This window comes from Phaeobacter porticola, assembly GCF_001888185.1.
GTDB classification, from domain to species: Bacteria; Pseudomonadota; Alphaproteobacteria; order Rhodobacterales; family Rhodobacteraceae; genus Phaeobacter; species Phaeobacter porticola.
The window spans coordinates 2,113,890-2,126,963 of sequence record NZ_CP016364.1; the positions used below are offsets into that span (position 1 = coordinate 2,113,890).

The following is a 13,074-nucleotide window of genomic DNA, read 5'->3' on the forward strand; positions in this document are numbered from 1 at the left end:
CTGGGTACTGAGCACCTGCTCTATTTGGTTATGATCTCCGGCCCCATCACCGCATTCGGCAGCACCGTCGATATCCACGGGATATAGGTGATCATGATCAGGAACACGAAGAGCACCGCCAGGAACGGCAGCGCCGCCCGCACCACCGCCATCATCGGCATTCCTGCAACCCCAGAGGTCACAAAGAGGTTCAGACCAACCGGCGGGGTGATCATGCCGATTTCCATATTGACCACCATGATGATGCCAAGATGGATCGGGTCGATGCCCAGTTCGATGGCAATCGGGAACACCAGCGGCGCCACGATCACCAACAGACCCGACGGCTCCATGAACTGCCCCCCGATCAGCAGGATCACATTGACCACGATCAGGAACATCACCGGGCCAAAGCCCGCCGACAGCATCGCGGTGGCAATCTGCTGTGGCACCTGCTCATCGGTCAGCACATGTTTCAGGATCAGCGCATTGGCGATCACAAACAAGAGCGTCACCGTCAGCTTGCCCGCTTCAAACAGCGCGTGGCGCGTATCGGCGTGAAAGAAGGACGGGATAAAATAGACCACCGTCTGTCCCAGCATCTTGGGCAGCATGGACAGGAATTGCCCGATATCCTTGGGTTTCGGCGCAGATTTCAACGGCCCCATGTCGCGGTAGACAAAGGTCGCCACAAAGAAGGCATAGACCGAGGCCACCGCCGCCGCCTCTGTCGGGGTAAAGATGCCGCCATAAATGCCACCCAGAATGATGCCGATCAGCAGCAGACCAACCGAGGCATTGGCCGCCGAGGCCGCAACTTCCCCCCAGCCCAGCCATTCACCCTTGGGCAGGTTCTTCACCTTGGCCATCACATAGATGGTCACCATCAGCATCAGACCCGCCATCAGACCCGGAATAACGCCCGCCAGGAACATCCGCCCCACCGAGACCTCAACCGCGGCAGCATAGACCACCATCACAATCGACGGCGGGATCAGGATGCCCAGCGTGCCTGCGTTACAGATCACACCAGCGGCAAACTCCTTGGAGTACCCCACCTGCCGCATCCCCGCGATCACGATGGATCCGATGGCAACAACGGTGGCCGGTGAGGACCCGGACAGGGCCGCAAACAACATACAAGCAAAGACGCCCGCAATCGCCAGACCACCCGGCAGATGACCGACACAAGCGATGGAGAACCGGATGATCCGCCGCGCCACACCGCCCGTCGTCATGAAGCTTGAGGCCAGAATGAAGAAGGGGATCGCCAGCAGCGTGAAATGCCCCTCAAAGGCTTCAAACAATGTGCCAGCAACCGACGCCAGCGAACTGTCGGAATAGATCAGCAGGAACAATGTCGAGCTGAGGCCAAGCGCCACCGCAATCGGCACCCCGATCAGCAACAGCCCGATGACCATGGAAAACAATAGGACGACATCCATCAGTCGTGCTCCCCGCGCTGCGCCTGAACCTCGGCGATTTCATCTTCGACCTCATGACTGGCCACCAGCCGGTCCACATCACCGCGCAGGATTTGCAGACCCGCCTGCACAAACCGCAGCAACATCAGCAGCATCGACAGCGGCAACACCACATAGGGCACCACCTTGGGCAGTTTCTCGTAGGAATCGCCGTAGTTAATCAGATCTTCCAGAAACCCGAAGAGCGCCACCATCGGCACATCCTGCACCTCGTAGAAACTCTGGCTGCGCGCCTTCATATCGAAACCGGTGGGAAACCAGCGCCCGGAGGTGGGCGGCAGATCGGCAAACACCGCCCAGTAGTCATAGGCGCCCTTCAGCAGCAGCAGCGAGAACACCAGACAGCAGCCGACCGAGATCAGACCGATCACCCGGCGCGCGCCCGGCGACACCATATTGAGGATCGCATCCACCCCCAGATGGGCATGGACCTTTACCGCATAGGATGCGCCCAGCAGAACCAGCCAGGCAAACAGGAACACCGTCAGCTCCAGCGCCCACAGAATGTTGGAATTGAACACAAATCTCGCCACCACATTGGCAAATGTAATCAGGGTCATCAGCCCCAGCAGCAGCGCAATCAGCGTCTCTTCGAGTGTATTGATAAGCCCGGTCAGGCCAGGTTTTGCCCCCGCCATATCTCTCTCCCTCGATGTTTGGATATTGGGATACCGGCGCGGATGGCGCACCGTGCAAATTGGGGCGGCGCGCCGTCGCGCCAGCCCCGTATCTTCAGGCCGCAGCCCTTACATGCCCGCGTTGATCGCCTGGGCTGCGTCGATCATGTCCTGACCCACGTCGCCTGCAAACTGCTCCCAGACCGGCTTCATCGCCTCAACCCAGGCCGCACGCTGCTCAGGTGACAGTTCACGCACAACGCCACCGGCATCGATGATCGCCTGACGGGCTTCGCCATTCACCTTGGTGGATTCCGAGTTCCGCGTCGCAGTGACCTCACCCAGGATGGTCAGGAACTGTTCACGCACCGCCGGATCCAGGCTGTCCAGCCAATCCACAGAGGTCACAACCAGATAGTCCAGCGCGCCGTGATTGGTCTCGGTGACACCGTCCTGCACTTCAAAGAACTTCTTGCCGTAGATGTTGGACCAGGTGTTTTCCTGCCCGTCCACAACGCCCTGCTGCAGCGCGCCGTAAACTTCGGAGAAAGCCATTTTCTGCGGGCTGCCACCGATGGCTTCCATCTGCGCGACCAGCACGTCCGAAGACTGCACACGGAACTTCAGACCATTGGCATCCGACGGGTTGATCAGCGGCTTGTTGGCCGACATCTGCTTCATGCCATTGTGCCAGTAGGACAGCCCCTGCAGGCCACGGCGCTGCATGGAATCCAGCATCGCCTGACCGTTCTCGGAGCCTTGGAAGGCATCGACTGCATCAATGTTCTTGAACATGAACGGCAGATCGAACAGGCGGAACTGCTTGGTGAATTTCTCGAATTTCGACAGCGAAGGCGCAGCAAGCTGCACGTCGCCCTGCAGCATTGCTTCCAGCACCTTGTTGTCATTGTAAAGCGTGGAGTTCGGATAGACCTCCAGGCACATGGTGCCGTTCATCTCTTCATTGATGCGCTTTTCCAGCAGCGAGGCGGCGATCCCCTTAGGGTGCTTGTCGGTGTTGGTCACATGGCTGAACTTGACGACAATTTCACCATCATCACAGGCCGCCATTGCGGTCCCGGCACTCATGATCAGCGCCACAGCGGTGGCAGCAGCAGTTACGAATTTCATGTCTTTCCTCCCGGAATATCTCCATAGCCTCCGCTCAGGCGAAGACCCCAGACGCAGCATCACGGGCAAAGCTGCCCCGCTCAAGCCTTTGTTACCCACCAAAAATAAACATCATTTATCAATTATGAACAAATGCTTGCGCGGTGACGTTCATCTTATGTACCGGCTTGCCAGATTTGGTGTGCGAATTTCCACACAGAGTGATTACATACCTGTGCGGAAATCCGCACACTCTGTTAGCGCCAGACATTTCATCAGGCGGAATCAGCCCCGTCACCTTTCCTCAAATACTCAAATCCCGCCGCCCGCCACCGGATCCAACACCGACACCGACACTGGGCCGTTGCACAGGCGGCGCACGGTGATCTCGCGTTCGCTTAACGCCGATCTGTCAGATTGGGCGTGTCGCGACAATCGGGCCGCCTGACACGTAGCCCAATCATCCGGGGCATCTGGCACATGCCCCGGCAGGAGATCGGCCCGTCCTCGGATATCCTCCGCAGGCCGGGCGTTCAAATGACCGAAGTTGACGAAAAGGTCGACGAACATGGGTCCGGCTGACACCCGGTGCCCATCCCCCTCCGCCCCTGCCCCCTTGCGGGGCACCCGGCGGCGCCGCCACCTCACTGCCCCGCGACTTCCCCCAGGACGCGGACCACAGATGAAAACAAGACGTCGCCCTCAGCGGCGATAATCCTCAGGCCGGATGCCATAGCGCGCCAGCTTGTCATAAAATGTTTTGCGCGGCAGCTTCAGGGCTTTGGCCGCGGCAGAGGCATGGCCGTTCTGTCGGCCCAGCGCCGCTATGAGCAAAGACCGCTCCACTTGCGCCAATTGCTCGGCCAGGCCCAGCTCCGCCGATTGCGCGGCCTCCTCCGGCATCCCCAGCACAAACCGCATCGCCGCCGACATCAGCGAGCGCGCATTGCCCGGCCAGTCCTGCGCCATCAGCGCCGCCAGATGGTCCTGCGGAATATCCGGCGCAGCAATGCCCGCCTGCTCTGCGGCCTGCGCGACGTAGTGGCTGAACAGCACCGGGATGTCTTCGGGCCGTTCCGACAGCGCCGGAATGCGCACCCGCATCACATCAAGCCGATAGAACAGATCGGCCAGAAACCGCCCCCGCGCCGCCTCCTCCGCCAAATCCGCGACTGAGCCGACCAGAACCCGCGCCTCCAGCCCCTGCTCCTGTTCCAGCGCTTCCAACATGGCATATTGCGTCTCGCTTGGCAGGGCGGCGATTTCATCCAGATACAGCGATCCGCCGACCGCCGCGCGGCACAGATCCGCAAACCCTTCAGGGGGCAGCCCCGCAGCGGGACGTTTCACAAACGGGCCTTGCCCGCGCGGTGACATCAGGTGAATGACCTCTGCCACCTTGGAAATCCCACCGCCCGGCGCGCCGGTCACCAGCACCTCTGCCCCGGTGGCAGCAACCGCGCGCGCCCGGGTCCGCAGTTCCTCCATCTGCGGTGAGGTGCCAAAGATCATCCGCGCCGCCGGATCGCCGCTTTCCAGTCGCGATTTCAGCGCCCGGTTTTCCCGCACCAACGCCCGCGTCTTCAGCGCCCGGCGCACCACTGCCATCAGATCCACGCTGGCGCAGGGTTTTTCGAGAAAGTCAAACGCCCCCTCGGCCATTGCCTGCACCGCCATCGGGATATCCCCCTCGCCAGTCAGCAGGATCACCGGCAGATCAGCGTCCACCTCGCGCACATACCGCAAAAGATGAAACCCGTCGCGCCCCGGCATCCGCATATCCGACAGGATCACCCCGTCAAAATCGGGCGTGATCAGATCCTTGGCCGCCACAAAGGATCCCACCGTGATGGCATCACACTCCGCCAGCTCCAGCGTCTGGCCCAGCGCGGCACGCACCGCCGCATCATCATCCACCACCAAAACCCGATTGGTCATGCCACCTCATCCTGTTGCTGCGTGTCAGTGTCGGCCTGCGCCCGCCAGCGGTCCAGTTCCACCGTGAACTCGGCGCCATCACCGGTATTGATCCCGCGAATATGGCCACCAAAGCTTTGCACCAACCCGTAGGAGATCGACAGCCCCAGCCCCATACCCTCGGAACTGCCCACCGCCTTGGTCGAATAGAAGGGATCAAAAATTTTCTCCGGCTCCTTCAGGCCGGGGCCAATGTCGCGCACACTCACCGCAAGCCGCGCATCCGCCTCGTCATGGCGTGTCTCAATCGCAATCCGGATCTCGCGCTGCTCCTGCTCCAGCATGGCATCTGCGGCATTGTTGATCAGGTTCACAAACACCTGCGACAGCCGCACCTCTCCGCCCCAGGCAAAAACCGGCTCCGCAGGCGGCTGCCAGATCAGGCCGACCCGATCCTGACGCAGGCGCGGTTCAGTCAGCTCAATCGCCGAGGTAATCACCTGCCCCAGATCCACCCGCCCCATCGGCTCGCTCTCATTGCGGGCAAAGGCGCGCAGGTTCTTGATGATCCGCGCCATCCGTCCGGCCATCTGCGCAATCCGGCCCAGGTTCTCTCCCGCCCGCTCCGGCTTGCCGCGCGCCACAAAGGCCTCGCCGTTCTCGGCATATTGCTGGATCGCCATCAAGGGCTGGTTCAGCTCATGACTGATCCCCGCCGACATCTGCCCCAGCGCCGACAATTTGCCCGCCTGCACCAGATCCTGCTGCGCGCGCTTCAGCGCCGCCTCAGCCTCCTGGCGTTCCTGCACCTCGCGGGTGAGCCGCATATTGGTCGCCGACAAGGCCCGCGTGCGCGCCGCAACCCGGCTTTCCAGCACCGTATTCGCCTCCGCCAGCGTGCGCCTGCGCTCAATAGCCAAGGCCAGCATCGCCCCCAGCGCCAACACGATTGCCGCCATCGCCGCCGCCTGCAACCCCGCAAGACGCTGCGCCGGGGCGACATCAACCAGGATTTCGCCCACCATGCCGATCTGTGGCAGGTTCACCGCCTGATGCAGCGCCCGCTCCGGCAGATAGGGCGACCAGCGCAAATCCCAGATCTCATGCGGCCCTTCCAGCCAGGCCCGAAGCGCCACCTGCCGCCCATCGGGCGGCGACAACCCCGGCCCTTCGGTACTACGCTGCCAGAACAACAGCTCCCGCCGGTTGGCGATAAACACGTCGCCGCCGCGATTTGTGAAAAACACCGCCGGCAGCGACCCGCGCCAGGTCTGTTCCACATCCTCGACATCGGCAACAACCACCAAGGCACCGCGCACCCGGCCATCCACATCGAAGTCAGGTGCTGCATAAATATAGGCGCGCCGTCCATCCGGTTGCAGCACCCCGTAGCCAGTGCCCAGCGCGCCCTGCATTGCCCGATGGAAATAACCGGTCTGAGTTACATCGCGCCCCATCACCCCCTCAGCGGCGACCACCACCCGGCCCGCCCGGTCAACAAAGAACACATCCAGCGCCGCCGTCTTATCCGCCACCTCGCGCAACAGACCCTGCGCCGCCACCCGCGCCTCGGCCCGGTCCAAACGCTTCAGCGTCGGGTGATCGGCCATCAAAACCGCCAACTCCTGATAGACCTGCAACTGCGTTGTCACCCGGTCCGAGGCCAGCGCCAGATCCGCCGCGCTGCGTTCCGCAAGCGAATCAAGTGCTTGACGATAGCCCAGCCGGTAGACACCCCCGGCCACAGCCGCCACCGCCCCCAAGAGAAGCGCCAGAATGATCCACCGATGTGCGTGAAACTGCGTCATTGGCCGCACAGTAGCAAAGCCCCCCTTGCATTGACCAGCCGCCTTGGCAAAAGCTGCGCGGATGAAGACATTGACCCAATCCCCCACCGATCCCGATTTTGTCCAATCGCCCTACGGTTTTTACGCCGAGGCCCGCGCGATGGGACATCTGCACCACTGGCAGGACTACAAGATGGTCGCGGCCTTCTCGCACCCCGCCGTCCATACCCTGCTGCGTGACCGTCGCTTTGGCCGCGAAATCCCGCCGGAGATGGCCCGCGAAAGCCCCGCCCATCTCGCCCCCTTCCTGCAGGTTGAGGCGCATTCGCTCCTGGACGCCGAACCCCCCCGCCACACCCGCCTGCGTCGCCTCGTCTTGCGCGCCTTTACCAGCCGCGAGATCAAGGCGCTGGCGCCCGGTCTGGAAACCCTCTGCCATGAGCTGATCGACGCCTTCCCTAAGGACGCGCCCTTCGATCTGCTCACCACCTATTGCACGCAGGTGCCGGTGATCGCGATTTGTCGCCTCTTGGGCGTGCCCACGGAGATGGCGCCGCAGCTCTTAGACTGGTCGCACAAGATGGTGGCGATGTATCAGGCCTCCAAAACGGTTGAGACCGAACATGCCGCCGCCCGCGCCAGCCAGGAATTCATCGACTTCCTGACCACCTATGTGGACGAACGCCGCAAGACCCCGGGCGAGGATCTGATCACCCGCCTCATTCAGGCCGAGGAAGACGGCGAGAGCCTTTCCACCGATGAGCTGATCGGCACCTGTATCCTGCTGCTCAACGCCGGGCACGAGGCCACGGTGCATTCGCTGGGCAATGGCGTGAAAACCATGCTGCAACAGGGCTGGGACAAAAGCTGGCTTGCCCCCGACGGCATCGACGGTCTGGTGGAGGAGATCCTGCGCTACGACCCGCCGCTGCATATGTTCACCCGCTACGCCTATGAAGAGATTGAGCTGTTCGGCCACACCTTCCAGCGCGGCGATGAGGTGGCGCTGCTGCTGGCCGCTGCCAATCGCGACCCCGAAGTGCTGGAGGATCCCGAACGCTTTGATCCCACGCGCCCGGCCAAGGTGAACACCTCCTTTGGCGCAGGGCTGCATTTCTGCGTCGGCGCACCGCTGGCGCGTATGGAAATGCAGATCGCCTTGCCGATCCTGTTTGAGCGCTGCCCGGATCTGAAACTGGCTGCCGCGCCGGAATATAATAACACCTACCATTTCCACGGATTAACCCGTCTCATGGTTCAGGTCTGATCTGGAAAATCATGACTGGAAGACCATAACTGGCAGGCCTGTTCTTCGGGCCTGCCATTCTGTGCCCTTCGATGTCAGGTGACAGCTCGCTTTTTGGGCCGCCCAACGATCAGCACCGCGGCCGCCACGACAGCCACACCCGACGCGCAGCGGATCACGGTCTGAAAATCATAGGCCTGCGCAATCAGCCCCACAGCCGGGCCCGCCATCACCCCGCTCACCATCAGCGTATTCCAGTAAATCGCCGTCGCGCGGGCAGGTGTGGCTGGCGCAAAGGATTGAACATAGCTGATGCCAAGGCTGGCGTAGAACCCGTAGTACAGCCCCTCCAGCGCCGCCCCCGCCAGCATCTGCGGAAAGCTCTGCACCGCCGCCAGTAGCTGGATCGTCACAACCGCCAGCCCTGTCACCGCCAGCAGCGCCCGCCACATGCCAATACGCGCAATCACCCAAGGGGTGGAAAAGATCGCAATCACCTCGACAAAGGTTTTGATGCTAAAGGCAAAACCGGGCGCATAGCCAGGCAGCCCCACCTCTTCCACGTAAAAGATCGGCAAGGCGGAAAACGTCAGCGAATGCGCGCTCGACAGGCAGAACACAAACCCGGCCGCCAGCCACAACCCCTGCGGCGCCCCTCCGGTCTGGCCAGAGCTGTCCTGTGCGGGCGCACGGCCCGGCACCGCGGTGATGTCACGGGGCAGCGTAAACCACCACAGACCGATCCAGACCATCGACATCGCGACTGCCATCACAAACACCGCCCGAAGACCGACCCCATCCGCAATCAGAAACGTGACAGCCGGGCCAATCATCCAGGCCGTTGAAGTCGTGGCCCGCATATGCGCATTGAATCGCACCCGCTCCACCTTGTGACGCTCAGCCAGACTGCCGCCCAGACTGAACATGGTCGACACCGCGCTGGAGCTGATCCCGAACCCTATAACACCCGCCGTCAGCACCACCCAGAGCGCGGGCAGCAGCGCCAGCGCTCCGGCCGCACACACAAAGCCCGCCGCTGCCAGTCCAACCAGCGGAAACACCCGCGCGCCAGCATCAATGCGGCGGGCAAACTGCCGGTTGGCCACCAGGGTCAGGCTGATCGCCATCCCGGCATAAACACTGATGATCCAAGGCTCATAACCCAACCCCCTGACCAGGAAATAGCTCATGAAAGGCACAATCATGGCAGTGCAGATCGTGCCACAGAACAACAGCAGCAGAAACATCAGGCGCGCAGTCACCGCACCCATAGGTGCCGCAGAGGATGGGGAAATGGACATGATCAAGTCAACTCAACAGCAAATGCCTCACCATTGCCGGAGCGCCCCTTTGCGCGCAAGCCTTCAATCCAGGCCAGGCGCCGCGCGACCCGCACCGTCATCTTTCCAGAAATACTCCGGGGGATGGGACCTGCGCCGCAGGCGCGGGTCACGAAAAAGGGGGCAGCGCCCCCCTTTCCTTTGGCGCCATCTGACGACAGCGCATTTAGTCCTCGGCGATGGCGTCCAGCGGCAGCAGCGTTGTGGATTTGATCTCCTCCATCGACAAAAGTGCCGTGACATTATGCACCCGCACCTCGGAGATCAGCGCCTGATAGAAGTTGTCATAGGCACGGGCGTTTTTCACCCGCACTTTCAGGATGTAATCAATATCCCCCGCCAATCGGTGCGCCTCCTGCACCTCAGGGCGATCCTGCAGCGCCTTCAGAAACTTGGCCTGCCACTCCGCCTCATGGGCGGAGGTGCGGATCAGCACAAAGAAACACGCCTCAAACCCCAGCGCCTCAGCATCCAGCACCATGGTCTGCCGACCAATGACACCCCCCTCGCGCAATTTGCGAATACGATTCCAAACCGGGGTCTTGGAACTGCCCACACGGCGGGCGATTTCATCCAGCGACTGGCCTGCATCGCGTTGCAGCTCCGCCAGAATTTTCCTGTCCGTGCCGTCGATCCGCACTGTCATTCCTGTTTTCTCCTTGTTTGGGGATCAACCCGCCTGCATCTGCCGTCAGCTGGAACAATCTTCCTTATTTGCCGCGACATATAGCGGATAAGGGGGAATATTTCCTATATCTAAGGGTAAGTCAAACAAACCAGACGAGGCCCCAGATGACCGGTCCAGACACCATCACCCCCCGCGCGCGCCTGCCGATGCAGGGCGTTGCCTGTGGGTCCGTCTTTTCCTCGCTGGTGGCGGGTGAGGTCGCCTTTGCAGGCTCTGGCCCCGGTGACCCTGATCTTCTGACGCTGAAGGTGGCGCGCGCCCTGTTGCAGGCGGATGTGATCCTGTTTGACCGTCTGGTCAGCGCCGAGATCATGGCGCTGGCAGGCCCGCAGGCCCAGCTGGAGGACGTCGGCAAGGAGGGCTTTGGCCCGCAGGTGAGCCAGGAAGAAATCTGCGTCCGCATGGTGGCCCATGCCCGCGCGGGCAAGAAGGTGCTGCGCCTGAAATCCGGCGACCCCACCGTCTATGGCCGTCTCGACGAGGAACTCACCGCCTGCGAGGCTGCCGGTGTCGCCTATCAGATCCTGCCGGGTATTACTGCCGCCTCCGCGGCCGTGGCCTCCATCGGCCAGAGCCTGACACAGCGAGGGCGCAATGCCTCGGTGCGGTTTCTGACCGGCCACGACATGAAGGGCTTTGCCGATCACGACTGGGCTGCTCTCGCCCGTCCGGGTGAGGTGGCCGCCATCTACATGGGCAAGAAATCCGCGCGTTTCGTGCAGGGCCGCCTGATCATGCACGGTGCGGACCGCGCCACGCCGATGACCATTGTTGAAAACGCCTCGCGCGCCAACCAGCGGGTGATTGAAACCACGCTGGAGCGTCTGCCCACCGATCTTGCCGCCGCCGAACTGACCGGCCCGGCGCTGACATTCCTTGGCCTTGCCCCGCGCGCCAGCGCCCAGGCCCTGACAAATTTGAAACTGGAGCTTGCCTGATGCCCCGCCCCTTTACCCCGAAAATCATCACCGCCAACGACCTGCTTGAGGGCGACGTGATCTATTTTACCGACACCAACAGCTGGAGCCGTGAGCTGACAGAGGCCGAGCTGATCGAAGATGAGGCCGAAGCCCAGCTGCGCCTTCTGGAAGCGGAGAAAGACGCGCTGCGCGTGGTGGGCATCTACCTCACCGATGCGAAATCCGGCGACAATGGCCCGGAACCCACTCATTTCCGCGAAGATTTCCGCCGCACCGGCCCATCCAACTATCGCCACGGCAAACAGGAGGCCGCAGCAAATGTATAAGTACAACGACTTCGACACCGCCTTTCTGGCAGAACGCAACGCCCAGTTCCGCGCCCAGGTTGAACGCCGCATTGACGGATCGCTGACCGAGGATGAATTCAAGCCGCTACGCCTGATGAACGGCCTTTATCTACAGCTGCACGCCTATATGCTGCGGGTGGCGATCCCCTATGGCACGCTGAACTCTGACCAGATGCGCGCCCTGGCGCTGCTGGCGGAGAAGTGGGACAAGGGTTACGGCCATTTCACCACCCGTCAGAACATCCAGTATAACTGGCCCAAGCTGCGCGATGTGCCTGATATGCTGGACGCGCTGGCCGAGGTTGGCCTGCACGCAATCCAGACCTCCGGCAACACCATCCGCAATGTGACCTCGGATCATTTTGCCGCCGCCGCCAAGGATGAGCTGACCGACCCCCGCCCCTATGCCGAGCTGATCCGCCAGTGGTCCACCGACCACCCGGAATTCCAGTTCCTGGGCCGCAAGTTCAAGATTGCCATCACCGGCAGCTCCACCGACCGCGCTGTGACCCGCGCGCATGACATCGGCCTGCGCATGGTCGAACGCGACGGTGTGGCCGGGTTTGAGGTGATCGTGGGCGGTGGCCTTGGCCGCACGCCGCTGATTGGCAAGGTGATCCGCGATTACCTGCCGCAAGCCGATCTGCTGCCCTATCTGGAATCTGTGCTGGCGGTCTATAACCTGCTGGGTCGGCGCGACAACAAATATAAGGCCCGCATCAAGATCACTGTTTTGGAAAACGGCATCGACACCATCCGCGAGATGGTTGAAGAGCGGTTTGAAGAGCGCCGCAGGGCCTTTGACGGCACCGATCAGCTGCTGCTGGAGGAGATCACGGCGCATTTCACCCCGCCCAAACTGCGCGGTGGCAATGTGGAAACATATCTGGCCGCCTATGACGCAGATCCGGTGTTCCGCTCCTGGGCGGACACCAATCTGGCGGCGCACCGCGATGACAACCACGCCATCGTCACCATCTCGATCAAGGCGCATGGCCAGACGCCGGGCGATGCCACCGCCGCGCAGATGCGCGGGATGGCGGATCTGGCAGAACGGTTCGGCTATAATGAGCTGCGCATCAGCCATGAGCAGAACGTGATCCTGCCGCATGTCCATAAATCGGACCTGCCTGCGCTGCATGCCAAGCTGAAAGAGCACGGGCTGGCCACCGCCAATGTCGGATTGATCTCCGATATTATTGCCTGCCCCGGCATGGATTACTGCGCGCTGGCCACCGCCCGGTCGATCCCGGTGGCGCAGGAAATCGCCAGCCGTTTTGATGAGCTGAAGCTGGAACATGATGTGGGCCACCTCCAGATCAAGATTTCCGGCTGCATCAACGCCTGCGGTCACCACCATGTCGGCCACATCGGCATTCTTGGCCTCGACCGCGCCGGGGTGGAGAACTACCAGATCACCCTTGGCGGCGACGCGACTGAGACCGCCGCCATTGGCACCCGCACCGGACCCGGTTTCGCCTATGATGAAATCGTGCCTGCGGTGGAACGCCTGATCACCGCCTATCTCTCTCTGCGCGACAGCGCCGAGGAAACCTTCCTCCAGACCTATCGTCGCGTCGGCATGGATCCGTTCAAGGCCGCGCTTTACCCCGAGGCCCAGAAAAAGGTTGCTTAGCAC

General features: G+C 61.9%; 12 protein-coding genes. 4 read left to right on the plus strand and 8 right to left on the minus strand.

Annotation, left to right across the window (positions count from 1 at the left end; all coding sequences use genetic code 11):
- Positions 1-20 precede the first annotated feature (20 nt).
- The 6 genes from PhaeoP97_RS10160 to PhaeoP97_RS10185 all read right to left on the minus strand — a co-directional run bounded on the left by PhaeoP97_RS10160 (position 21) and on the right by PhaeoP97_RS10185 (position 6,915).
- Positions 21-1,424: a TRAP transporter large permease gene (locus tag PhaeoP97_RS10160; protein ID WP_072504964.1), complete on the minus strand. Its 1,404-nt coding sequence runs from the start codon at positions 1,422-1,424 to the stop codon at positions 21-23.
- Positions 1,424-2,101, minus strand: a complete 678-nt coding sequence (locus tag PhaeoP97_RS10165) for a TRAP transporter small permease (protein WP_072504965.1) — start codon at positions 2,099-2,101, stop codon at positions 1,424-1,426. The genes PhaeoP97_RS10160 and PhaeoP97_RS10165 overlap by 1 nt, the downstream gene beginning before the upstream one ends.
- A gap of 108 nt (positions 2,102-2,209) precedes the next feature.
- On the minus strand, positions 2,210-3,211 hold the full coding sequence (locus PhaeoP97_RS10170; protein WP_072504966.1) for a DctP family TRAP transporter solute-binding subunit: 1,002 nt from the start codon (positions 3,209-3,211) through the stop codon (positions 2,210-2,212).
- Between the two features lie 291 nt (positions 3,212-3,502).
- Entirely contained in the window at positions 3,503-3,760 is a 258-nt protein-coding gene (locus PhaeoP97_RS10175) for a hypothetical protein (protein ID WP_072504967.1), read from the minus strand.
- 132 nt (positions 3,761-3,892) lie between these two features.
- On the minus strand, positions 3,893-5,128 hold the full coding sequence (locus PhaeoP97_RS10180; protein ID WP_072504968.1) for a sigma-54-dependent transcriptional regulator: 1,236 nt from the start codon (positions 5,126-5,128) through the stop codon (positions 3,893-3,895).
- Entirely contained in the window at positions 5,125-6,915 is a 1,791-nt protein-coding gene (locus tag PhaeoP97_RS10185; protein ID WP_072504969.1) for a sensor histidine kinase, read from the minus strand. Before PhaeoP97_RS10185 ends, PhaeoP97_RS10180 begins: the two co-directional genes overlap by 4 nt.
- A 61-nt stretch (positions 6,916-6,976) precedes the next feature.
- Here PhaeoP97_RS10185 and PhaeoP97_RS10190 point away from each other — a divergent pair, with 61 nt between their 5' ends.
- Positions 6,977-8,161, plus strand: a complete 1,185-nt coding sequence (locus PhaeoP97_RS10190; RefSeq protein ID WP_072504970.1) for a cytochrome P450 — start codon at positions 6,977-6,979, stop codon at positions 8,159-8,161.
- 74 nt (positions 8,162-8,235) lie between these two features.
- Here PhaeoP97_RS10190 and PhaeoP97_RS10195 read toward each other — a convergent pair whose 3' ends face one another.
- Together PhaeoP97_RS10195 and PhaeoP97_RS10200 are read right to left on the minus strand one after the other, a co-directional pair.
- Entirely contained in the window at positions 8,236-9,441 is a 1,206-nt protein-coding gene (locus tag PhaeoP97_RS10195; RefSeq protein ID WP_072504971.1) for an MFS transporter, read from the minus strand.
- Between the two features lie 205 nt (positions 9,442-9,646).
- The gene (locus PhaeoP97_RS10200; protein WP_014880395.1) at positions 9,647-10,126 is read right to left on the minus strand and encodes an Lrp/AsnC family transcriptional regulator; all 480 of its coding nucleotides are present in this window, start codon (positions 10,124-10,126) and stop codon (positions 9,647-9,649) included.
- Between the two features lie 146 nt (positions 10,127-10,272).
- On the opposite strand from PhaeoP97_RS10200, the gene cobA reads away from it, so the two are divergent.
- Genes cobA through PhaeoP97_RS10215 form a run of 3 tightly spaced genes read left to right on the plus strand, consistent with a single transcriptional unit; the run spans position 10,273 to position 13,071 of the window.
- Positions 10,273-11,106 carry a uroporphyrinogen-III C-methyltransferase gene (gene cobA / locus PhaeoP97_RS10205; protein ID WP_072504972.1) on the plus strand — a complete coding sequence of 278 codons (834 nt, stop codon included), beginning with the start codon at positions 10,273-10,275 and terminating at the stop codon, positions 11,104-11,106.
- On the plus strand, positions 11,106-11,414 hold the full coding sequence (locus PhaeoP97_RS10210; protein ID WP_014880397.1) for a DUF2849 domain-containing protein: 309 nt from the start codon (positions 11,106-11,108) through the stop codon (positions 11,412-11,414). Before cobA ends, PhaeoP97_RS10210 begins: the two co-directional genes overlap by 1 nt.
- Positions 11,407-13,071 (plus strand): nitrite/sulfite reductase, encoded by a 1,665-nt coding sequence (locus PhaeoP97_RS10215; RefSeq protein WP_072504973.1) that lies wholly within the window; start codon positions 11,407-11,409, stop codon positions 13,069-13,071. Before PhaeoP97_RS10210 ends, PhaeoP97_RS10215 begins: the two co-directional genes overlap by 8 nt.
- Positions 13,072-13,074 lie beyond the last annotated feature (3 nt).